19 protein-coding genes and 1 pseudogene are annotated in these 20,160 nt (G+C 64.0%); 10 read left to right on the plus strand and 10 right to left on the minus strand.

Translation table 11 applies throughout. The features are described from left to right. The first annotated feature begins 47 nt into the window (after positions 1-47). From FJ418_RS23525 to hflX, 5 genes are all read left to right on the plus strand, one after another. Positions 48-2,339 (plus strand): PAS domain-containing sensor histidine kinase, encoded by a 2,292-nt coding sequence (locus FJ418_RS23525; RefSeq protein WP_140869669.1) that lies wholly within the window; start codon positions 48-50, stop codon positions 2,337-2,339. Then, a complete protein-coding gene (locus FJ418_RS23530) occupies positions 2,329-3,690 on the plus strand; it encodes a sigma-54 dependent transcriptional regulator (RefSeq protein ID WP_140646227.1) in 1,362 nt (453 codons plus the stop codon). The genes FJ418_RS23525 and FJ418_RS23530 overlap by 11 nt, the downstream gene beginning before the upstream one ends. A gap of 178 nt (positions 3,691-3,868) precedes the next feature. Continuing rightward, entirely contained in the window at positions 3,869-4,732 is an 864-nt protein-coding gene (locus FJ418_RS23535; protein WP_140869672.1) for a D-amino-acid transaminase, read from the plus strand. Positions 4,733-4,875: 143 nt separating this feature from the next. After that, positions 4,876-5,121 carry an RNA chaperone Hfq gene (gene hfq / locus FJ418_RS23540; RefSeq protein WP_006202172.1) on the plus strand — a complete coding sequence of 82 codons (246 nt, stop codon included), beginning with the start codon at positions 4,876-4,878 and terminating at the stop codon, positions 5,119-5,121. After that, positions 5,122-6,507, plus strand: coding sequence for a GTPase HflX (gene hflX, locus FJ418_RS23545; protein WP_140869675.1), 1,386 nt, complete (start codon positions 5,122-5,124; stop codon positions 6,505-6,507). Here the strand turns inward: hflX and mazG are convergent. Together mazG and FJ418_RS23555 are read right to left on the minus strand one after the other, a co-directional pair. Further along, positions 6,504-7,340, minus strand: a complete 837-nt coding sequence (mazG, locus tag FJ418_RS23550) for a nucleoside triphosphate pyrophosphohydrolase (protein ID WP_140869678.1) — start codon at positions 7,338-7,340, stop codon at positions 6,504-6,506. The genes hflX and mazG overlap by 4 nt on opposite strands. Before the next feature lie 70 nt (positions 7,341-7,410). Beyond that, on the minus strand, positions 7,411-8,595 hold the full coding sequence (locus tag FJ418_RS23555; RefSeq protein ID WP_140869681.1) for an amino acid aminotransferase: 1,185 nt from the start codon (positions 8,593-8,595) through the stop codon (positions 7,411-7,413). Positions 8,596-8,741: 146 nt separating this feature from the next. Here FJ418_RS23555 and FJ418_RS23560 point away from each other — a divergent pair, with 146 nt between their 5' ends. From FJ418_RS23560 to FJ418_RS23580, 5 genes are all read left to right on the plus strand, one after another. Then, positions 8,742-9,263 carry a sigma-70 family RNA polymerase sigma factor gene (locus tag FJ418_RS23560; protein ID WP_246672454.1) on the plus strand — a complete coding sequence of 174 codons (522 nt, stop codon included), beginning with the start codon at positions 8,742-8,744 and terminating at the stop codon, positions 9,261-9,263. Beyond that, positions 9,260-10,033 carry an anti-sigma factor gene (locus tag FJ418_RS23565; protein ID WP_140869684.1) on the plus strand — a complete coding sequence of 258 codons (774 nt, stop codon included), beginning with the start codon at positions 9,260-9,262 and terminating at the stop codon, positions 10,031-10,033. The genes FJ418_RS23560 and FJ418_RS23565 overlap by 4 nt, the downstream gene beginning before the upstream one ends. A 34-nt stretch (positions 10,034-10,067) precedes the next feature. Next, positions 10,068-10,784 carry a Bax inhibitor-1/YccA family protein gene (locus FJ418_RS23570; RefSeq protein ID WP_140708914.1) on the plus strand — a complete coding sequence of 239 codons (717 nt, stop codon included), beginning with the start codon at positions 10,068-10,070 and terminating at the stop codon, positions 10,782-10,784. A gap of 179 nt (positions 10,785-10,963) precedes the next feature. Further along, entirely contained in the window at positions 10,964-11,839 is an 876-nt protein-coding gene (locus FJ418_RS23575; protein ID WP_140869686.1) for an aldose 1-epimerase family protein, read from the plus strand. Positions 11,840-11,842: 3 nt separating this feature from the next. Next, complete coding sequence (locus FJ418_RS23580) at positions 11,843-12,253, plus strand: hypothetical protein (RefSeq protein WP_140869689.1); 411 nt, start codon at positions 11,843-11,845, stop codon at positions 12,251-12,253. A 16-nt stretch (positions 12,254-12,269) separates the two neighbouring features. Here FJ418_RS23580 and FJ418_RS23585 read toward each other — a convergent pair. From FJ418_RS23585 to FJ418_RS23620, 8 genes and pseudogenes are all read right to left on the minus strand, one after another. Further along, a pseudogene (locus FJ418_RS23585) lies at positions 12,270-12,601 on the minus strand (arginase family protein); the annotation flags it as partial. Positions 12,602-12,724: 123 nt separating this feature from the next. Further along, positions 12,725-13,567, minus strand: coding sequence for an alpha/beta hydrolase (locus tag FJ418_RS23590; RefSeq protein ID WP_140869694.1), 843 nt, complete (start codon positions 13,565-13,567; stop codon positions 12,725-12,727). Positions 13,568-13,918: 351 nt separating this feature from the next. After that, on the minus strand, positions 13,919-14,740 hold the full coding sequence (locus FJ418_RS23595; RefSeq protein ID WP_140869697.1) for an MBL fold metallo-hydrolase: 822 nt from the start codon (positions 14,738-14,740) through the stop codon (positions 13,919-13,921). A gap of 3 nt (positions 14,741-14,743) precedes the next feature. Then, on the minus strand, positions 14,744-15,538 hold the full coding sequence (locus FJ418_RS23600; protein ID WP_140869700.1) for a TatD family hydrolase: 795 nt from the start codon (positions 15,536-15,538) through the stop codon (positions 14,744-14,746). Continuing rightward, on the minus strand, positions 15,538-17,085 hold the full coding sequence (gene metG, locus FJ418_RS23605) for a methionine--tRNA ligase (RefSeq protein ID WP_140869703.1): 1,548 nt from the start codon (positions 17,083-17,085) through the stop codon (positions 15,538-15,540). The genes FJ418_RS23600 and metG overlap by 1 nt, the downstream gene beginning before the upstream one ends. An 89-nt stretch (positions 17,086-17,174) precedes the next feature. After that, the gene (locus FJ418_RS23610) at positions 17,175-18,230 is read right to left on the minus strand and encodes a DNA polymerase III subunit delta' (RefSeq protein WP_140869705.1); all 1,056 of its coding nucleotides are present in this window, start codon (positions 18,228-18,230) and stop codon (positions 17,175-17,177) included. Continuing rightward, on the minus strand, positions 18,227-18,901 hold the full coding sequence (gene tmk, locus FJ418_RS23615) for a dTMP kinase (protein ID WP_140869758.1): 675 nt from the start codon (positions 18,899-18,901) through the stop codon (positions 18,227-18,229). Before tmk ends, FJ418_RS23610 begins: the two co-directional genes overlap by 4 nt. 72 nt (positions 18,902-18,973) lie before the next feature. Next, positions 18,974-20,152, minus strand: coding sequence for a D-alanyl-D-alanine carboxypeptidase family protein (locus tag FJ418_RS23620; RefSeq protein WP_140869708.1), 1,179 nt, complete (start codon positions 20,150-20,152; stop codon positions 18,974-18,976). Between the last annotated feature and the right edge of the window lie 8 nt (positions 20,153-20,160).

The raw sequence follows: 20,160 nt of genomic DNA on the forward strand, positions 1-20,160 counted from the left end.
CAATGCGTTGCATACATCCGACGCGATGATCGACTCTGTACCGCGACATGGCAGCTGAGGCTCCGACCCTGAACCAACCGCTTTTCAACCAGACCGGCGCGCGTGACGGGCGACGGTTGCTGGCGTTGCCGGGCGTCGTCGCGATTGCCGGCGCGATGATCACGGCGGCGATCTCGTTCGCGATCCTGGTCGGCGCAACGCCGATAGCGCCGACGGCCCACGCGACCTGGGCCTTGATCGCGGCCAATGCCGTCTTTGTCCTGTTCCTCATCGCCTTGATCGCCCGCGAGGTGCGCCGCATCGTCCTGGCGCGGCGCCATGGCAGGGCCGCCTCGCGGCTGCATGTGCGCATCGTCGCCATGTTCGCGCTGGTTGCCGCCATTCCGGCCATCATGGTGGCGATCATCGCCTCGATCACGCTCGACATCGGCCTCGACCGCTGGTTCGAAATCCGCACCAAGACGATCGTCAACTCGTCGCTGTCGATTGCCGACGCCTATGTGCAGGAGAACGCGCGCAACCTGCAGGGCACGACATTGTCCATGGCGTACGATCTCGACGCCTCGCGCACGCTCTACGGCCTCGACCGAGGCGGTTTCCTCGACCTGTTGAACAAGGAAGCCGTCGGGCGCGGACTGGCGCATGCGGCCCTGATCAAGCCGGATGGCTCGTTCGTCATGAACGCCAAGACCGACGCCGACTTTCCCATGCCAGAGCCGCCCTCGGGCGCTGTCGACACCGCGTCCGACGGCAAGCCGGTGCTGATCGAGCCGCGCACCCGCAACATCATGGGCGCCATCATCAAGCTGCGGGAGATCGAAGGGCTTTACCTGTATACGATCCGGCTCGTCGATCCCGACGTGATCAAGGCGCGCCAGATCGTCAGGTCCAACACCGACGAATACCGCAATCTCGAGGACAACCGCCGGACCTCTCAGGTCGCTTTCGCGCTGCCCTATCTGTCGCTCACGCTGATCATCACGCTCTCCGCTATCTGGACCGGCATCGCGGTCGCCGACCGGATCGTGCGGCCGATCCGCCAGCTGATCGGCGCCGCCGACGAGGTGGCGACCGGCAATCTCGACGCTGCCGTTCCGGTGCGCCAGTCCGATGGCGACGTCGCCTCGCTCGGCGAGACCTTCAACAACATGATCCTGGAGCTCAAATCGCAGCGCAACGAGCTGCTCTCGGCCAAGGATCTGATCGACGAGCGGCGGCGCTTCTCCGAGGCCGTGCTGGCCGGTGTCACCGCCGGCGTCATCGGCGTCGACCCTTACGGCATCATCACCATCGTCAATCGCTCGGCCGAAACCATGCTGGCGATTTCGGCAAATGCGACGCTCGGCCAGAACCTTTCGGCGGTCCTGCCGCTTGTCGGCCGCGTCTTCGAGATCGGGCGGCAGTCCGGCAAGCCGGTCTATCGCGAGCAGGTGACCTTCTTCCGCAGCGGCCTGGAGCGCACCTTCAATGTCCAGGTCACCGTCGAAGCCGCTGACGACGGCGAGGAAGAGAAATCCTATGTGGTCACGGTCGACGACATCACCGATCTCGTCCAGGCGCAGCGCTCGTCGGCCTGGGCCGATGTCGCGCGGCGCATCGCGCATGAGATCAAGAACCCGCTGACGCCGATCCAGCTTTCGGCCGAGCGCATCAAGCGCCGCTACGGCAAGGTCATCACCGAGGACCGCGAGGTCTTCGACCAGTGCACCGATACCATCATCCGCCAGGTCGAGGACATCGGCCGCATGGTCGACGAATTCTCGGCCTTTGCCCGCATGCCGAAGCCCGAGATGAAGGCTATCGACCTGCGTGAATCGCTGCGCGAGGCGTCCTTCCTGGTCGAGGTCAGCCGCTCCGACATCGCCTTCGAACGTGATTTCGGCAGCGAGCCGTTGAAAGGCACTTTCGACAGCCGCCTGATGGCGCAGGCCTTCGGCAACGTCATCAAGAACGCGGCCGAGGCGATCGACGGACTTGATGCGCAGGACCGTTCGGACGGCACAATCCGGATTCAGGCCGGGCGCCAAGATGGCGCCATACGAATCGACGTTATCGATAACGGCAAGGGGCTGCCGCGCGAGAATCGTCAAAGGCTTCTCGAGCCCTATATGACGACACGCGAGAAGGGCACCGGGCTTGGTCTCGCTATCGTCAAGAAGATCGTGGAAGACCATGGCGGCCGTCTCGAATTGCACGACGCGCCAGCGGATTTCCATGGTGGCCGGGGCGCGATGATCTCGATCATCCTGCCCCCGGCGACGATCGTAGCCGCGCCGCCACGCGGTGAAGGTCGAAGCGAACACGAAAGAGAAACTGAAAAGGTCGGTAATGGCGTCTGACATTCTCATCGTCGATGACGAGGAAGACATCCGCGAACTTGTCGCCGGTATCCTGAGCGACGAGGGTCATGAAACACGCACGGCGCATGATGCCGACAGCGCGCTCGCGGCGATCGCCGATCGCGCGCCGCGGCTGATTTTCCTCGACATCTGGCTGCAGGGTTCGCGCCTCGACGGCCTGGCGTTGCTCGACGAGATCAAGACCATGCACCCGAACATGCCGGTGGTGATGATTTCCGGCCACGGCAACATCGAGACGGCGGTGTCGGCCATCCGGCGCGGCGCGTACGACTTCATCGAGAAGCCGTTCAAGGCCGATCGCCTCATCCTGGTCGCAGAGCGCGCGCTGGAGACGTCCAAGCTGCGGCGCGAGGTTTCCGACCTCAAGCAGCGCAGCGGCGAGACCTTCGACCTGATCGGCATGTCGTCGGCGATGAGCCAGCTGCGGCAGACCATCGAGCGCGTCGCGCCCACCAACAGCCGCGTCATGATCGTCGGTCCCTCAGGCTCCGGCAAGGAACTGACGGCGCGCGCCATCCACACGCTTTCGTCGCGCAAGACCGGTCCATTCGTGACACTGAGCGCGGCCACCATCACGCCCGAACGCATGGAGATCGAGCTGTTCGGTACAGAATCGAACGGCACCGAGCGCAAGGTCGGCGCGCTGGAAGAGGCGCATCGCGGCATCCTCTACATCGACGAAGTCGCCGATATGCCGCGCGAAACGCAAAACAAGATCCTGCGCGTGCTGGTCGAGCAGCAATTCGAGCGGGTAGGCGGCACCAAGCGCGTCAAGGTCGATGTCCGCATCATCTCTTCGACCTCGCAGAATCTCGAAGCGATGATCGCCGACGGCCGCTTCCGCGAGGACCTTTACCATCGCCTGGCGGTGGTTCCGGTCATCGTGCCGGGACTCGCCGAGCGGCGCGAGGACATTCCCTATCTCGTCGACAATTTCATGAAGCAGATCGCGCGCCAGGCAGGCATCAAGCCGCGCCGCATCGGCGACGATGCGCTGGCCGTGCTGCAGGCGCATAACTGGCCGGGCAACGTTCGCCAACTGCGCAACAATGTCGAGCGATTGATGATTCTGGCGCGCGGCGAAGAGGCCGATGCGCCGATCACCGCGGATCTTCTGCCCTCCGAGATCGGCGACGTGATGCCACGCACGCCCAACCAGTCGGACCAGCACATCATGGCGCTGCCGTTGCGCGAGGCCCGCGAGCAATTCGAGAAGGACTATCTGATCGCCCAGATCAACCGCTTCGGCGGCAACATCTCGAAGACGGCCGAGTTCATCGGCATGGAACGCTCGGCGCTCCACCGCAAGCTGAAGTCGCTGGGTGTGTAAAGCAATTCCAGGAAAGGTGCGCAGCGGTTAGGCTCGGCGGTTTCGCCGTAGCTGTCCGTCCGGAATTGCGTAAGATTCCCCAGGGCCGGCTTGCCAGGGCCGGCTTGGCCCACGCGATTGTTCATTACGGCAGGGGCGGAATCGCCTAAGAAAGCCCGATATTTCCCTGAGGATGCCCATGCCGCGCATTGCCTATGTCAACGGGCGCTATGTCGTCCATGCCCAAGCCAGCGTCCATGTTGAGGACCGTGGCTATCAGTTCGCGGACGGCGTCTATGAGGTCTGCGAAGTGGCGCGCGGCCATATCGTCGACATGCCGCGTCATCTTGCCCGGCTCAAGCGCTCGCTGAAGGAACTTTCGATCGCCTGGCCGGTCTCGGAAGGCGTCCTGCCGATGCTGCTGCGCGAGGTGGTCAATCGCAACGGCGTCATCAACGGCCTTGTCTATGTGCAGGTGACACGCGGCGTCGCCAGCCGTGAGTTCGTGTTTCCGCCGGCAGGCACGAGGCCTTCCCTGGTCATAACCGCCAGAAAGGCCGATCCGGCCGCGGCGGCGAAGCGGGTGGAAGCCGGCATCAAGGTCATCACAGTGCCTGAGAATCGCTGGGACCGCGTAGACATCAAGAGCACGGGCCTCTTGCCCAATGTGCTCGCCAAGCAGAAGGCCAAGGAAGCCGGCGCCCAGGAAGCCTGGTTCGTCGACACCGACGGCAACGTCAAGGAAGGCGGCTCGTCCAACGCCTGGATCGTCACACGCGACGGCGTCCTGGTGACCCGGCCGGCCGAGCACGGCATCCTGCGCGGCATCACCCGCACGACGCTTTTCGACGTCGCCGCAAAGCTCGGCCTCAAGATCGAAGAACGTGGTTTTTCGGTCACCGAGGCCAAGGCGGCCAGGGAAGCGTTCATCAGTTCGGCGACGACAATCGCCATGCCGGTGGTCGAAATTGACGGCGCGCCGATCGCAAATGGACATCCTGGTTCCATGACACTTTCGTTGCGGCAGGCCTTTTTTGACGTTGCGGAAAAAAGTCCAGCCTGATAACCGCACAACTGGAATTAACCTCAACTATCTCATTCTGCTTGCCATTGTGTCGGCAAGAGGGGGTTTGCTCGCTTGACAGGCGCCGCGTAATTTGGCGCATTGGCCCGCAAACCGAAGGGGATCGGCGAAAGACAAGAAAAATGGCGGAACGATCGCAAAACCTTCAGGACCTGTTCCTGAATTCAGTTCGCAAGAGCAAAAATCCACTTACCATCTTCCTCATCAACGGCGTGAAGCTGACCGGTGTCGTCACTTCGTTCGACAATTTTTGTGTGTTGTTGCGGCGTGACGGGCACTCCCAGCTCGTCTACAAGCACGCCATTTCCACGATTATGCCGAGCCAGCCGGTTCAGATGTTCGATGGCGAGGAAAGCCAGGGCGCCTGATTGGCACGTGATAAGGACGCGGACCGCAGCGTTCGCGGGAAACAAGAACATCAACTCGGGCCGGAATCCAAGGATCCGACCCGGGCCGTTGTCATTGTGCCGGTGCTTACCCGCCAGCAGCGCGGCGACGATGAGTCGAGTCGCCCGCGTCTGAGCCGTTCGGCGGATGCACGCCACGACGAAGCGGTCGGCCTTGCCAGCGCCATCGATCTCAACCCGGTTCACACCGCGGTGGTGACGGTTGCCGATCCGCGGCCGGCCACGCTGCTCGGCAGCGGCAAGGTGGCCGAGTTCGCGGATATCGTGAAGGAACGCAAGGCGGAACTGGTCATTGTCGACCATCCGCTGACCCCGGTGCAGCAGCGCAATCTCGAAAAGGAACTGAACGCCAAGGTGCTTGATCGCACCGGGCTCATCCTCGAGATCTTCGGCGAGCGGGCGCGCACCAAGGAAGGCACGCTGCAGGTCGAGCTCGCCCATCTCAACTACCAGAAGGGCCGCCTGGTGCGGAGCTGGACTCACCTCGAGCGGCAGCGCGGCGGCGCCGGCTTCCTCGGCGGTCCCGGCGAAACCCAGATCGAATCCGACCGTCGCATCCTGCAGGACAAGATCACCAAGCTGAAGCATGAGCTGGAAACGGTGCGGCGCACACGCGACCTGCATCGCGCCAAGCGCAAGAAGGTGCCTTTCCCGGTGGTGGCGATCGTCGGCTACACCAATGCCGGCAAGTCGACGCTGTTCAACCGGTTGACCGGGGCAGGGGTGCTGGCCGAGGACATGCTGTTCGCAACGCTTGACCCGACGTTGCGGCGCGTGCGGCTGCCGCACGGCACGCCGGTCATCCTGTCCGACACGGTGGGCTTCATTTCCGACCTTCCGACGCATCTGGTGGCGGCCTTCCGGGCAACGCTGGAAGAGGTGGTCGAGGCGGATCTGGTACTTCATCTGCGCGACATCTCGGATCCGGACACGGCCGCCCAGGCTGAGGACGTCGAACGCATCCTTGGCGATCTCGGCGTCGACGCCGCCGACGCGAACCGCGTGATCGAGGTCTGGAACAAGATTGATCTCCTAGACGAAGGCAATCGCGAGCGGCTGCTTGACGAAGGGGCAAGCGGCAAGTCTCCGCCGATAGCCATTTCAGCGGTGACCGGCGAAGGACTGGACACGCTGAAAGCACTCATCGAAACTCGGGTGTCGGGCGAGCTGGAAACGATGACCGTGACGTTGAGCCCGGCTCAGCTCGGCCAAGTCGACTGGCTCTACCGCAACGGCGACGTCGTTTCGCGCACCGACAATGAAGACGGCAGCGTCACCCTCTCGCTCACGGCCACGCATAGCGCCAGGCGGGAAATCGAGAGCCGCCTGCATCGCAAGGGCAGCTAATCGGCTGATTCCTTGCCGCTTTTGGCCTCCTGCCAGAGCGCTTCCATTTCGTCGAGCGTTGCCTTCTCCAGTGAACCGCCCGAAGCCTCCAAGGCTTGCTCGACATAGTGAAAGCGCGACCGGAACTTGTCGTTGGTGCCGCTGAGCGCCGCTTCCGAATCGAGCTTGAGGTGGCGGCCGAGATTGACGACGGCAAACAGCATGTCGCCGAACTCATCCTTGATCGGAGCCGCGTCACCGGAGGCGAGCGCCTCGCGCAATTCGCCGATCTCTTCCTCTATTTTGTCGAGGATCGGGGCTGCCTCGCTCCAGTCGAAGCCGACGCGCGCTGCCTTCTCCTGCAGCTTCAGGGCGCGCGTCAGGGCAGGGAGCGCGACCGGCACGCTGTCGAGATAGCCTTTGCCGTGATCTTCCGGATCGAGCCCGCGCGCGAGCCGGGCGTTGCGCTTCTCGGCTTTTTCAACCGCCTTGATCTTCTCCCACATGCCCTTGGCCATGCCGGCGCTGCGCGCCTTCTCGTCGCCGAAGACGTGCGGATGGCGGCGGATCATCTTGGTGGTGATGGCCTCGACGACATCGCCGAAAGCGAACTCGCCGATCTCCTCGGCCATCTGCGCATGGTAGACGACCTGCAGCAGCAGATCGCCCAGCTCCTCGCGCAGATCGTCGAAATCGCCGCGCGCGATCGCGTCGGCCACTTCATAGGCCTCCTCGATCGTGTAGGGCGCGATGGTCGTAAAATTCTGCTCGATATCCCAGGGGCAGCCGGTCTTCGGCGCTCGCAGCGCCGCCATGATCTCGATCAGCCGGGAAATGTCCTTGGAGGGCTTCATGAATTGAGCCTATCCCGCGGTCAGCGTCCGACCAATCCTGGCCGGACACCGAAACGAGTTGTCCACAGCCTCAGTCAAGCACCGAAACGATCGCCTTGGCGAGATCGTCCATGCCGTCCTCCGGCAGGCCGGCCACGTTGATGCGGCTGTCGCCCACCATATAGACGGCGTGCTCGGTGCGCAGGCGTTCGACTTGCGCCTCGGTCAAGCCGAGCCGCGAAAACATGCCGCGATGGCTGGCGACGAAATCGAAGCGATCGGAGTTGGACTGACGCCTGAGGGCTTCGGCGAAGGCGACGCGCAGCCTGAGCATGCGCAGCCGCATCTCCTCGAGCTCCGTCTCCCAATCCTTTCTCAGGCTGGCGTCCTCCAGCACCATGCGCACCGCCGCCGCACCATGATCCGGCGGCATCGAATAGAGCGCGCGCGCCGCCGCCAGCATCTGGCTCATCGCCACGTCCGCCTGGGTGCCGTCCTTGGCCATGACCATCGCCGCGCCGACGCGGTCGCGATAGACGGCGAAATTCTTCGAGCAGCTCGAGGCGACGACCATTTCCGGCACCTTGCCGGCCAAGAGCCGCAGACCGGCGGCGTCGGCGTCGAGGCCCTCGCCAAAGCCCTGATAGGCAATGTCGACGAAAGGCAGCAGACCGCGCTCCAGCAGCACGTCGGCGACCTTGGCCCACTGCGCGGCATCCAGATTGGCGCCGGTCGGATTGTGGCAGCAGCCATGCAGCAGCACGACATCGCCACTGTTGGCCATCTTGAGCGTCGCCAGCATCTCGTCGAAGCGGACAGCGCCGGAAGCAGCATCGAAATAAGGATAGTCGCGGACTTGCAGACCGGCGGCGCGCATCACCGGCAGATGGTTCGGCCAGGTCGGGTCGGACAGCCACACGGTCGCGCCGGCGCGCGTGCGCTGCAGAAGCTCCGCCACCAGCCTGAGCGCGCCGGATCCGCCCGGCGCCTGTGCCGCGCGGATGCGCGAAGGGTCGGCCTTCTCGCCGAAGGCGAGCTTGATCATGGCGGCGTTGAAGCCGGCATCGCCGGCAAGGCCGAGATAGGTCTTGGTGTCCTGGCTGGCCAGCAGCCGCTTCTCGGCCTCGCGCACGGCGCGCATCACCGGCGTCCTGCCGTCGATGTCCTTGTAGACGCCGACACCGAGGTCGACTTTGCCGGGCCGCGGGTCGTTGCGATAGAGGCCGATCAGGGCAAGGATCTTGTCGGCGGGGGCGGGCTGCAGGGTCTCGAACATCGAAAAGGACTCCAATGGCGGCGGATTGATACGCAAATCGACCCCGCCGCGCCAGCGGTTTCCTCAGACACGGGCGGCACGAAAAGAAATGCCGGGCAGGGGATTAAAATCCCTACATGCTCCGTAAACAGGGCATGAAACGGTCGATGGCACGCTTCGACATCGTCGGGCAGTTGGGGTCGCTGCGGCGCTACGCGCGCTCGCTGACGCGCGACAGCGCCGACGCTGAGGATCTCGTCCATGACGCGCTGGTGCGCGCCTATGAGCGACGCGCGACCTTTCGCTCGGGCGGCAATTTGCGTGCCTGGCTTCTGGCGATCGTGCACAACATCTTCATCGACCGCATGCGCTCGCGCCGCTCCGAGGCGGCGCGCATCGAACAGGCCGGCCTTGTTGCGGACCAAAGCATGCCGGCAGCACAGGACCATTCGGTGCGCCTGTCGCAAGTGCGGGAAGCGTTTCTTTCGCTGCCGGAGGAGCAGCGCTCAGCGCTCCATCTCGTTGCTATCGAGGGGCTTTCCTATCAGCAGGCCGCCGAAGTCATCGGCGTGCCGCTCGGAACGCTGATGTCGCGCATCGGCCGCGCGCGTGCCGCGCTGCGCGAGATGGAAGAAGGCGCGACGCCGAAGACCAAGCCTCATCTCAGGATCGTGGGAGACGATCAATGACCGCCATTGTCGACCCCGTGACCGATGCCGATCTCGACGCCTATGTCGACGATCAACTGGATGTCGCCCGCCGCATCGAGGTCGAGGCGTTCCTCGCCGCGCGCCCGGAAGCGGCGGCGCGCGTGATGTCCGATTTGAGGACGCGCGATGAACTGCGAGTTGCGCTTGCAGGCCCCATCGGCATGGCGCGTCCGGCCACGACAGAAGCGGCGCGGCGGCTGGAAAGGGCACTTGCCAGGGGACGTATCCTTGCCGTGCTGCAGCGGGCCGCGGCCGCGGCCGTGCTGGTCGCGGCGGGCTGGCTGGCCAACGGCATTTTCGGGCCGATCGCGGTGACCAAGGTGGTCGCCTCGACGCAGCCGCCGGCCTATGTCGAGGATGCGGTCAGGGCGCACCGCACGACTTTGGTGCGCGAGACGATGCCGTCGCAGCAGGAGGCGCCGGGCTACGATGCCGACGAGATCCGCGCCGCCACCGCGATCGTCATGCCGTCGCTGCCCGACGACTGGAAGATCCGCGACGTCCAGGTCTACCCCTCGCAATTCGGGCCGAGCGTCGAGGTGGCGGTCGAGACCAAGGATCTCGGTCTCGTCTCGCTGTTCGCCATCAGGCCCGGCACGTTCGACGTCGTGAAGCCCACGGTCGCGCCCTCCAATGACATTTCGACTGCGTATTTCCAGATCGGCGAGGTCGCCTATGCCGTGGTCGGACGCAGCGGCGCCGGCAATCTCGACCATGCCGCCGAGAAACTCGCCAGAACGCTCTACTGAAAACAGACCTCTACCAAGAACCAAGGAGAACCAAATGAACAGCCCCAATCTGGGATACCGAACGGGCGCCGGCGTGCAGGCCGGAGCCGTCTATGACCAGGGCCTGCGCAAGCACATGCTGCGCGTCTACAACTATATGGGCCTCGGCCTCGTCGTCACCGGCCTCGTCGCCTTCTTCGTGGCCTCGACACCCGCGCTCTATGTGCCGATCTTCTCCAGCCCGCTGAAATGGGTGGTGATGCTGGCGCCGCTCGCCTTCGTCATGCTCTTCTCGTTCAGGATGCAGACCATGTCGGCCTCGGGCGCGCAAGCGATGTTCTGGGCCTTCTGCGCCGTCATGGGCCTGTCGCTTGCCTCGGTGTTCCTGGTCTTCACCTCGACCAGCATCGCGCGCACCTTCTTCATCGCCGCCACGATGTTCGGCGCCACCAGCCTCTACGGCTACACGACCAGGCGCGACCTGACGCAGTTCTCGTCCTTTCTGATCATGGGCCTGATCGGCGTGGTCATCGCCAGCCTGGTCAACCTGTTCCTCGGCTCGACCGCGCTGCAGTTCGCCATCTCGGTGATCGGCATTGCCGTCTTCGTCGGCCTGACCGCCTGGGACACGCAGACCATCAAGGAGCAGTATGCTGAGAATTTCGACGCGGAATCGCAGCAGAAGCTCGCCGTCTTCGGCGCCTTCTCGCTCTATCTGAACTTCATCAACATCTTCCAGCTGCTCTTGAATTTCACCGGTGAGCGCGAATAAGCCGGACCGTAGCAGGCAACACTGCTGACCTCGGCGTGGCCGGAGGGAAACCTCCGGCCATTTTTTGTCGATTGCGCACCAAGGCGCCCAGGACCAAGGTGAGATCTGCCTGCCGCGCTTGAGTTCACGCGCGGCCTTTTGCTAGCCTGCCGGCCAGACCAGCCAGCCGCGAGGACGCAATGGAACAACTGACGCTTCACGCTGACGGCATTTCGGCGACCGTCGTCGGGCAGGGGGCCGAGCTGGTCTCGCTGCGCGATGGCGACGGCACCGAGCTTCTGTGGCAGGCAGGCCCCGTCTGGCGCCGTCATTCGCCGGTCCTGTTCCCGATCGTCGGCCGGCTCAAGGGCGACCAGCTGCGGCATCGCGGCCAAACCCATCCGATGACGCAGCACGGCTTTGCCCGCGACCGGCGCTTTGCCTGGGCGGAGCAGGGGCCGACCTCCTGCACATTGGTGCTGACGGATGATGCCGAGACGCGAACGCACTATCCCTTCGCCTTTCGCCTCGCCATCGGCTACGAGCTGAAACCCCGGCAGCTCGGCGTGACCTTCGAGATCGCCAACACGGGCGACGAGCCGCTGCCCGCCTCGATCGGCGCGCATCCGGCGTTCAACTGGCCGCTGCTGCCGGAACTGCCCAAGGAGGCCTACCGGCTGACCTTCGCCGACAATGAACCGTCGCCGGTCCGCCGCCTGAAGGACGGCCTGCTGCTGCCGGACCTGCAACCGACACCCATCGAGGGAAAGACGTTGCCGCTTTCCGAAAAACTGTTCGACGATGACGCCGTCATCCTCGACAAGCCGGCCAGCACCAGTGTGCGCTATGCCGCGGCGCGAGGGCCGGCGATCGAGGTGTCCTGGCAGGGTTTCAACGAGCTGGGCATCTGGTCCAAGCCCGGCGGCGCGCCCTTCCTGTGCATCGAGCCCTGGCACGGCATCGCCAGTCCCGTCGATTTCGACGGCGAATTCGCCGACAAGCCGGGCGTCATGCTGATCGAGCCGGCCGGCCGGCGCGTGCTGAGTTACCGGATAGGCCTCAGCCGGGAACCGTAGGGCATGGCATACGCCATCAAGACCGAAATCGAGGACCCGGCGGCGGAGACGTTCGTGTTCGCCGCCCAGAAAACCATGTATGGCGGCAAGCGCATTGCCGAAGGCGACGTCATCTTCCTGTTCGCCAGCGAGAACGAAGGCGGGCAGGGGCTTGTCGCCCGCGGCGTCGTGACATCCTCCGAGGCCACTTCCAGACGTCCGGATGTCGAACGGCAGACGCCGCGCGTCAGCGTTGCCGTCCACCGCACCGCCATGGCAACGAGACGCTTGGGTCGCGATGAGCTCAAGCGCTTCAAGGATTGGAAGGACGGCCGGCCCGAGACCGAGCTCAACTTCAAATTCTACCGCCAGGCGACCAACAAGATCGTTGGTGTTTCAGACGAGGCATCGGCATTTCTGAACAGCTTTTTCTAGACCATCCGATCGGATCTCAGCCGGTCTGCCGGACAATGGCGCCGATCACGTTGACAAGAAGACGGGCGGCCGTGAGCGCCGACACGCCGTCAATATCGGCGGGAGGATAAAGCTCGACAAGGTCGAATCCAGCAATCCTCGCCCGCTTGCCGAGGCCTGCGATCAGATCGATCGCTTGCGTGTAGGTGAGGCCGCCGGGCGTGCGCGCGGCCACTCCCGGCATGATCGATGGATCGAGGCTGTCGGAGTCGAAAGTGACGACGACACGCGCGCCTTCCGGAATGTGCCGCAAAGCGGCTTCGACGCCCTGGGCGTGAACCTCGCGGGCGTGACAAAGCGGCTGCCGTAGCGCCAGGCAAGCGAGACGGTGCCGAGCGGAAATGGCCGACAGGCAGTGGCCAGAACATTGATGCCGGACAATGTAGCCCAGGCGTCGGCCGCGTTCGGGCCGGCCAGACCTCAAGGACTGTTTTATTGCCGTTCCAGGAAGTCGACCATCAACGACGCAGCTTGGTTGGCATGCGTTTCCAGCAGGAAATGAGGCCCGTCGAGAATGTGTGCTTCCATCCTCGGCAGGGCCTGCATCCATGATAGCGTCTCTGCCAGGTCAAAGAACGTGTCATGCCGACCCCACAGCATCAGGGCGCGAGGCTGCCGGCGCTGCAGATAGTCGGCAATCGCGTCGAAACCAGCGACGTAGTTGCCATAGTCTGCAATAAGCGCGCGCTGCGTCTCGATGCCTCCGGGGCGCTGCATCACGCGCCAGTCTTCCTCCCAGTTCTCCTGCGGAATTTGTGCGGCCACATCGTCGGGAACACCTGCCACATACTGTTCGCGCGTGCCCTCGAAGGTCAGATGCGCGGTGGCTTTCGCTTCATTGTCGCGGTTCGGATTGGCCCAAAAGTCCTGCGTCGCCTTCCATGATGGCCCCATTCCGCTCCGATGCGCGTTGGCGTTCTGGACGATCAAGCCCAACACCGCATCGGGAGCCTGCATGGCTATCCGCAGGCCGACCGGCGCGCCAAAGTCATGCAGGTAGATGTAGCGCGAGCCGACCGAGAGGTGGCCGAGCAACTCCGAGATCGCATCGGCAAAACCATCAAAAGACGGCTCGGGCAGAGCATCGGACATGCCGAACCCAGGCATGTCGGGCGCAACCACATAAGCCACCTTCGACAATGCGGGAATAACGTGGCGAAAGGTCCTGGAGGAACTCGGAAAACCGTGAAGAAGCAGAAGAGCCGGTTTGGAGGGCTCTCCAGCCGTGAGGAAAGACAATTCCGTGCCGCTCGCCAACTCAAGCCGTGAACGCATGCAAAGGTCCTCAAACCGCTCACCAGGCCAACGCGAGGTTCGGCGGTGAGTTCCGAGCACTTGCTGCCGCAATGAGGGACGACTCCTGTTCGTACCCGTTAATGCGCAACAGCTCCGTGCGGCTGGCGAGCAGGGCTGTATGACGCAGCGCTTTCGACATCTCTGTGGCCACACCGGAAAGTCGCATAAGATAGATTATGGAACTAACGGGTCGGGCGCATACCCAGGAATGGCTGCGGCTTTCGCTGCTGGCGACGAGCTCCGCGGATTACTCCCTGCAACGCTTCGCGCCTTCGAGATCTCTACCGAACGTTCGACAGACGAACTGCAACACAAACTGAGCAGCTGACGCTATCGTTCTGACTCGTAAGGAATTTCGACCACCATGCCGTCATAGGCCGGCGCCACGTACTCCGGCGTTTCGGCCATCACGGCGGCATAATCCAGCGGCACATGCATATGGGTCAGCACGGCGTTCTTCGGCGCCAGCTTCTCGATCCACTCCAGCGCCTGGCCGAGCGACAGATGGCTGGGATGCGTGTTGTACTGCAGCGCATCGATGACCAGCATGTCGAGGCCGCGCAGGCGCTCGGCGGTGGCGTCCGGGAAGCCGCTGATATCCGGGCAATAGGCAAGCCCGCCGATGCGGAAGCCCAGCGAGATGATATCGCCATGAAACTGCGGCAGCGGCTCTAAGGTGAGGGCGCCGCCCTCGCCTTCGATCACGACCGGCCTCGCGTGATCGATGATGTGAGCCTCGACGATCGGCGGATAAGAGCTGCCGGATGGCGTCTCGAAGCAATAGCGGAATGCCTGGCGCAGCCGCAGCATGGTCGGCTCGTCGGCATGGATGTCGATGCGATGGCGTTGCTCGAGCACATAGCCGCGCAGATCGTCGATGCCGTGGATGTGGTCGGCATGCGGATGCGTGTAGACGACCGCGTCGATGCGCTTGACCGAGGCCAGCAGCATCTGCTCGCGGAAATCCGGCCCGGTGTCGATGACGACCGTGGTGCGCGCGCCATTGGCGGCAATCCGCTCGACCAGCGCGGCCGTGCGCATGCGCCGGTTCTTCGGGTTCTTGGGGTCGCAATTGCCCCAATCGCCGGTGATGCGCGGCGTGCCGGGCGATGAGCCGCAGCCAAGAATGGTAAAGCGCAGCCGGTCGCTCATGCCTCAGCCCGCAGCCGTTTCGGGACGCGGCATCTTGGTGAACAGCCTGAAGAAGTTCCCGGTGGTGATATCGGCGATCTCGGCCTCGCTTACGCCGATGGTCTCGGCAAGCACCTTTGCAGTGTTCGCCACATAGGCCGGTTCGTTGCGTTTTCCGCGATGCGGGACCGGCGCAAGGTAGGGTGCATCCGTTTCGACCAGCAGCCGATCGCGCGGGACGTCGGCGGCGATGGCGCGCAATTCGGTGGAATTCTTGAAGGTCAGGATGCCGGAAAAGGAGACATAGCCGCCCAGCGCCACGCCGACTTCGGCCAGCCTGCGCCCGGATGAAAAACAGTGCAGAATGAAGGGGAAAGCGCCCTTCCCTGTTTCGTCCTCGAGGATCGCCGCCATGTCGTCGTCGGCATCGCGCGAATGGATGACCAGCGGCAGGCCGGTCCGGCGCGCGGCCGCTATATGGGTGCGAAAGCCTTGCGCCTGCGCATCGCGCGGCGCCTTGTCATAATAGTAATCGAGCCCGGCTTCGCCGATCGCCACCACTTTGGGATGGTCGGAAAGCCGCACCAGCTCGTCGGCGGTGACGTCCAGCTCTTCCGCGGCATTGTGCGGATGAGTGCCGACCGAGCAATAGACCTCATTGAAAGTTTCAGCGATTTCAAGGATTTGCTGAAAGCGCCTCACGCGCGTCGAGATCGTCACCATGCGACCGATGCCGGCGGCGAGGGCGCGGGCGACGATAGCCGCCCGCTCCTCGGCGAAGTCCGGAAAGTCGAGATGGCAATGGCTGTCGACCAGCATCAGCTGTTGCCGTCCTGCTCGACATAGCGCGGAAACACGCCCTCCGGTGCCGGCAATGCCGCGCCGGGCACCAGCGCGTGGTCGGCGTGGACATGCTCGAAAGCGCGTTTGTCCGCGGGCACGGCCAACAGGTCGAGCAGTTTCGCGGCCGATCCGGGAACGAAGGGCTGGCAAAGCAGTGCCACACGCCGCACCAGTTCGGCCGTTGCCCACAAGACGGTTTCCATGCGCTCCGGGTCGGTCTTCTTAAGCGCCCAAGGCTCCTGCGAAGCGAAATAGCGATCGGCTTCGGCAACAACGCCGAAGATCGCCGCCAGCGCCAGGTGGATGCCCTGCTCCGCCATCGCCCGACGCGAAACCGCCAACGCTTCGATCGCCTGGTCGAGGATCGCCGTGTCGGCCTCGGTAAGGTCGCCGCGCGCCGGCACCTTGCCACCACAGTTCTTGGCGATCATCGACAGCGAGCGCTGCGCCAGATTGCCGAGACCGTTGGCGAGGTCGGCGTTGGTGCGGTTGACGATCGCCTCATGGCTGTAACTGCCGTCCTGGCCGAACGGCACCTCGCGCAGGAAGAAGTAGCGCACGCGGTCGAGACCGTAATGTTCGACCATGGCGAACGGGTCGACGACATTGCCGACCGACTTCGACATCTTCTCGCCGCGGTTGAACAGGAAGCCGTGGGCAAAGACCCGTTTCGGCAGCTCGATCCCCGCCGACATCAGGAAAGCCGGCCAGTAAACGGCATGGAAGCGCACGATATCCTTGCCGATGACATGCGTGGCCGGCCAAAAGCTCCATTTCTGGGACTTGGTATCGGGATAGCCGGCGGCGGTGATGTAGTTGGTCAATGCATCGACCCACACATACATCACATGCTTGTCGTCGCCGGGCACCGGAACGCCCCACTTGAAGGTGGTTCGTGAGATCGACAGATCCTTCAGGCCGGACTTGACGAAGCTCATCACCTCGTTGCGGCGCTCCGCCGGACCGACGAAGTCCGGCTGGGTTTCATACAGCGCCAGCAACTTGTCCTGGTAGGCGGACAGCCGGAAGAAATAGCTTTCCTCCTCGTTCCATTCGACTGGCGACCCAAGCGGTTCGCGGCGCACGCCATCCTCGCCGAGCGTGGTTTCGCTCTCGTCGAAATAGGCCTCCTGCCGCACCGAATACCAGCCGCTGTAGCGGTCCAGATAGATGTCGCCATTCGCGGCCATCGCCTTCCAGATCGCCTGGCAGGACGCGTAATGGCGTGGTTCGGTCGTGCGGATGAATTCGTCGTTTGAGGCGCCGAGGGTCTCGGTCATCGAGCGGAAGATTGCTGAATTGCGGTCGGCAAGCTCTAAGGGCGTGATGCCTTCCTTCTCGGCCGTCTGCTGCATCTTGAGACCATGCTCGTCAGTGCCCGTGAGAAAGAACACGTCCTTGCCGTCCAGCCGCTGGAAGCGGGCCAGCGCGTCGCTGGCAATGACCGTATAGGCGTGGCCGATATGCGGCTTGCCATTCGGATAAAAGATCGGGGTGGTCAGATAGAATTTTTCGCGTGCCATGGATGAAATCGCCATGAATGTCTGAATGGGAAGTGTGGCGGTGGATATCTCATCGAGACGGCGATTGCCATCCCGAGGACAAGGCGCATTCACATTCGCATCGCAGAATTCAGGCGGTCGATCATGGTCAGGGCGTGCTGCTTCTTGTCGAGGTTGTAGGTCTCGGCCTCAGATATCGTGTTCAGCGCTTCGTGCCAAGCCTCGGACAGCGATTTGGCCCTGGCGAGGTCGCCGGCCAGCGCCGCTTCGCTGGCGGCGGTCGAAAGCAGGTCTAGCGCGCGGCGGTTGAAGATGTCGAACTGGATCGCCTGATCGCGTCCCGCCACGGCCTCGGCAAGGCGGTGGACGCCGGCAATGTCGGGCTTCCTGGCCGCCACCAGTGCGTCGAGCGCGCCGGCGATCTCCAGCCCGCCATATTGGGTGAGCAGGATCGCGTTGCGGGCGCTGCCCCCTGCCCGCTCGGCAAGTGCTGCGCGCGCGGCCGGATCGTCCGGCGGCTGAGGCTCGACATTTTCCAGCACCGCCATCAGCTCGTCGGCGGCCAGAGGCGCCAGCCGCACCATCTGGCAGCGCGAGCGGATCGTCGGCAACAGGCTGCCCGGTGCGTGCACCACCAGAATGAACAGGGTGCGTGCCGGCGGCTCTTCGAGATTCTTGAGCAAGGCATTGGCGGCGTTGATGTTCATGTCGTCGGCCGGATCGACGATGACGACGCGGTAGCTGCCGTCATGCGAGGTCATCGACAGGAAGCGGCTGACCTTGCGGATCTCGTCGACGGTCAGCACCGTCTTGAAGCTCTTGGTCTTGTCATTGGCCGGACGGGTGAGATGCAGCACCGAAGGATGCGCGCCGGTGGCAATCTGGCGAAACAGCGAGGAGGCCGGATCGGGAACGGCGAGCGCGTCGGGCGCCGTCTTGAAATCCGGATATCTCAGGAGATGGTGCGCCATGTGGAACGCCAGCGTCGCCTTGCCGATGCCTTGCGGCCCGGCGAAAATCAGCGCATGCGGCAGCTTCCCGGCGCGGTAGGCGCCGGCAAGCATCCCTGCCGCGGTCGAGTGGCCGATCAGCTGCGGCGTTTCAGCCGGCTGAGGCACGCCGTCCAGCGTGTCGTGCTGCTCGGGGGCAATGCGTTCGAAGATCATGCCGGCGCCGTCTCAATCCTTTGCGCCGGCATCCGTTCTTCCAGCGCCGCGAAGACGGCGGCGGTGACGACATCCTCCACCGTATCGGGATCCGCGGAAGCGTCGACGACGATGCAGCGCTCCGGCTCCGCCTCGGCGATGGCAAGGAAAGCCTCGCGCCGTCGCCGGTGGATGGCCAAGGTCTCCTTCTCGAAGCGGTCGGCGGCGTCCCCGGCGCCGCGCCGCGCGGCGGCCCGCTTCAGGCCTTCAGCGGGATCGATGTCGAAGATCAGCGTCATGTCCGGCATCATGCCGTTGATGGCCACTGCCTCCAGCGCCTTCATGAAATCGGCATCGAGGCCGCCTGTGACCCCTTGGTAGACGCGCGAGGAATCGATGAAACGGTCGCACAGCACGATCGAGCCGCGCTCGACCGCCGGCCGGATGACCTGCTCGACATGGTCGGAGCGCGCGGCGGCGAACAGGATCGCCTCCATCTTCGGGCCGAACGGCTCGGCCGCCCCGGACAGGAGCACATGCCTTACGGCCTCGGCGCCGGGCGATCCACCCGGTTCGCGGCTGACCAGCACCTCATACTTCTTGGCGCGCATGCGCCGCGCCAGCCGCTCGATCTGCGTCGACTTGCCTGCTCCTTCGCCGCCCTCGAAGGTGATGAAAAATCCGCTCGCCAATCGAGACTGCCTTTGCCCATGCTGGCCGCTGTCATAGCTCTCGTCCGACAAAAGGTCCACGAACTTGCCCGATCACAAATGTTTCTGACGCAGCCAGCCGACAGCGAGTTCCTTGGCCGCGTCGAGCGCGCGCTGCGGCAGCGTGCCCACCTTCACCGACTCGGCGGCATATAGAGGCGTCTGCTGGCTCAGCGTGTCGCCTATCCAAACGCGCAGTTCCCCGACCGGTTGCCCTTCCTCGATCGGCGCCGACACCGGACCCTGGTAGACGATCCTGGCGGTCAGCTTGTCGCGATTGGCGATCGGCAGAAAGATGTCTACCGGACCTTTCGCTTTCAAGGCGAGGCCAGACTTGGCACCGCCGAAAACCTCTGCTTCGCCGACCACCTCGTCCTTGGCGAAGATCTCGGTCTTCTGGAATGACCGCGAGCCCCAGTCGAGCAGCTTGCGCGCCTCTTCGGAGCGTTCGCGGTCATTTGCCAGCCCGCTGAGAGCGGCGATCACGCGCGTGCCGTTGTGGCTGACGGTGCCGACCAGGCCGAAGCCCGCCTGCTCGCTGGCGCCGGCCACGAAGCCGTCGGCCTCGATGCCCATGGCGATCAGCGGATTGCGGTTCCTCTGCGATATCTTGTTCCAGGTGAAGTCCGGCTGGCCGTAGTAGTGGAAGAATTCCGGATAGTCGCGCCACAGATGCAGCGCCAGCATCGTCAGCTCACGCACCGTCGTCTGCTGGCCGTCCGCCGGCAGGCCGGTCGAATTGACGAAGGTGGATTTCGAGAGGCCGAGCTGACGGGCGCGATCGGTCATCTGGGCGGCGAAATTCGCTTCCGAGCCCGCCATGCCCTCGGCGAGCACGATACAGCCGTCATTGGCCGCCTGCACGGTGACGCCCTGGATCAAATCCTCGACGCGGACCGCGGATTTGAGCTTGGCGAACATGGTCGAGGTCCCGGATGGCGCGCCGCCGGTGCGCCAGGCGTTTTCGCTGACGACAAAAGTGTCGTCGAGCGTGATCCGCTTCGACTTGATGGCGTTGAAGACCATTTCCATCGTCATCAGCTTGGCCATCGAGGCCGGCGGGATCGGCTTGTCGGGGTCCTTGGCGAAGAGCACGGTGCCGGTGTCGGCATCGATCATGAACGCCTGCGTCGCCTTGGTCTCGAAAAGCTGCGCGCCGGCCGGGGCGCAGCAAAGCAGCGCCAGCACCAATCCCAGAAGGCTGGCGAAAGGTGGAAAAAGGCGCAATTGCATGAAATGTC

Source organism: Mesorhizobium sp. B2-8-3, assembly GCF_006440815.1.
Classification (GTDB): domain Bacteria; phylum Pseudomonadota; class Alphaproteobacteria; order Rhizobiales; family Rhizobiaceae; genus Mesorhizobium.

Coding starts and splice junctions, on each gene's coding strand:
- FJ418_RS23525 (WP_140869669.1), top strand. CDS start 48: ATGGCAGCTGAGGCTCCGACCCTGAACCAACCGCTTTTCAACCAGACC.
- FJ418_RS23530 (WP_140646227.1), top strand. CDS start 2,329: ATGGCGTCTGACATTCTCATCGTCGATGACGAGGAAGACATCCGCGAA.
- FJ418_RS23535 (WP_140869672.1), top strand. CDS start 3,869: ATGCCGCGCATTGCCTATGTCAACGGGCGCTATGTCGTCCATGCCCAA.
- hfq (WP_006202172.1), top strand. CDS start 4,876: ATGGCGGAACGATCGCAAAACCTTCAGGACCTGTTCCTGAATTCAGTT.
- mazG (WP_140869678.1), bottom strand. CDS start 7,340: ATGAAGCCCTCCAAGGACATTTCCCGGCTGATCGAGATCATGGCGGCG.
- FJ418_RS23555 (WP_140869681.1), bottom strand. CDS start 8,595: ATGTTCGAGACCCTGCAGCCCGCCCCCGCCGACAAGATCCTTGCCCTG.
- FJ418_RS23560 (WP_246672454.1), top strand. CDS start 8,742: ATGGCACGCTTCGACATCGTCGGGCAGTTGGGGTCGCTGCGGCGCTAC.
- FJ418_RS23565 (WP_140869684.1), top strand. CDS start 9,260: ATGACCGCCATTGTCGACCCCGTGACCGATGCCGATCTCGACGCCTAT.
- FJ418_RS23570 (WP_140708914.1), top strand. CDS start 10,068: ATGAACAGCCCCAATCTGGGATACCGAACGGGCGCCGGCGTGCAGGCC.
- FJ418_RS23575 (WP_140869686.1), top strand. CDS start 10,964: ATGGAACAACTGACGCTTCACGCTGACGGCATTTCGGCGACCGTCGTC.
- FJ418_RS23580 (WP_140869689.1), top strand. CDS start 11,843: ATGGCATACGCCATCAAGACCGAAATCGAGGACCCGGCGGCGGAGACG.
- FJ418_RS23590 (WP_140869694.1), bottom strand. CDS start 13,567: ATGCGTTCACGGCTTGAGTTGGCGAGCGGCACGGAATTGTCTTTCCTC.
- FJ418_RS23595 (WP_140869697.1), bottom strand. CDS start 14,740: ATGAGCGACCGGCTGCGCTTTACCATTCTTGGCTGCGGCTCATCGCCC.
- FJ418_RS23600 (WP_140869700.1), bottom strand. CDS start 15,538: ATGCTGGTCGACAGCCATTGCCATCTCGACTTTCCGGACTTCGCCGAG.
- metG (WP_140869703.1), bottom strand. CDS start 17,085: ATGGCACGCGAAAAATTCTATCTGACCACCCCGATCTTTTATCCGAAT.
- FJ418_RS23610 (WP_140869705.1), bottom strand. CDS start 18,230: ATGATCTTCGAACGCATTGCCCCCGAGCAGCACGACACGCTGGACGGC.
- FJ418_RS23620 (WP_140869708.1), bottom strand. CDS start 20,152: ATGCAATTGCGCCTTTTTCCACCTTTCGCCAGCCTTCTGGGATTGGTG.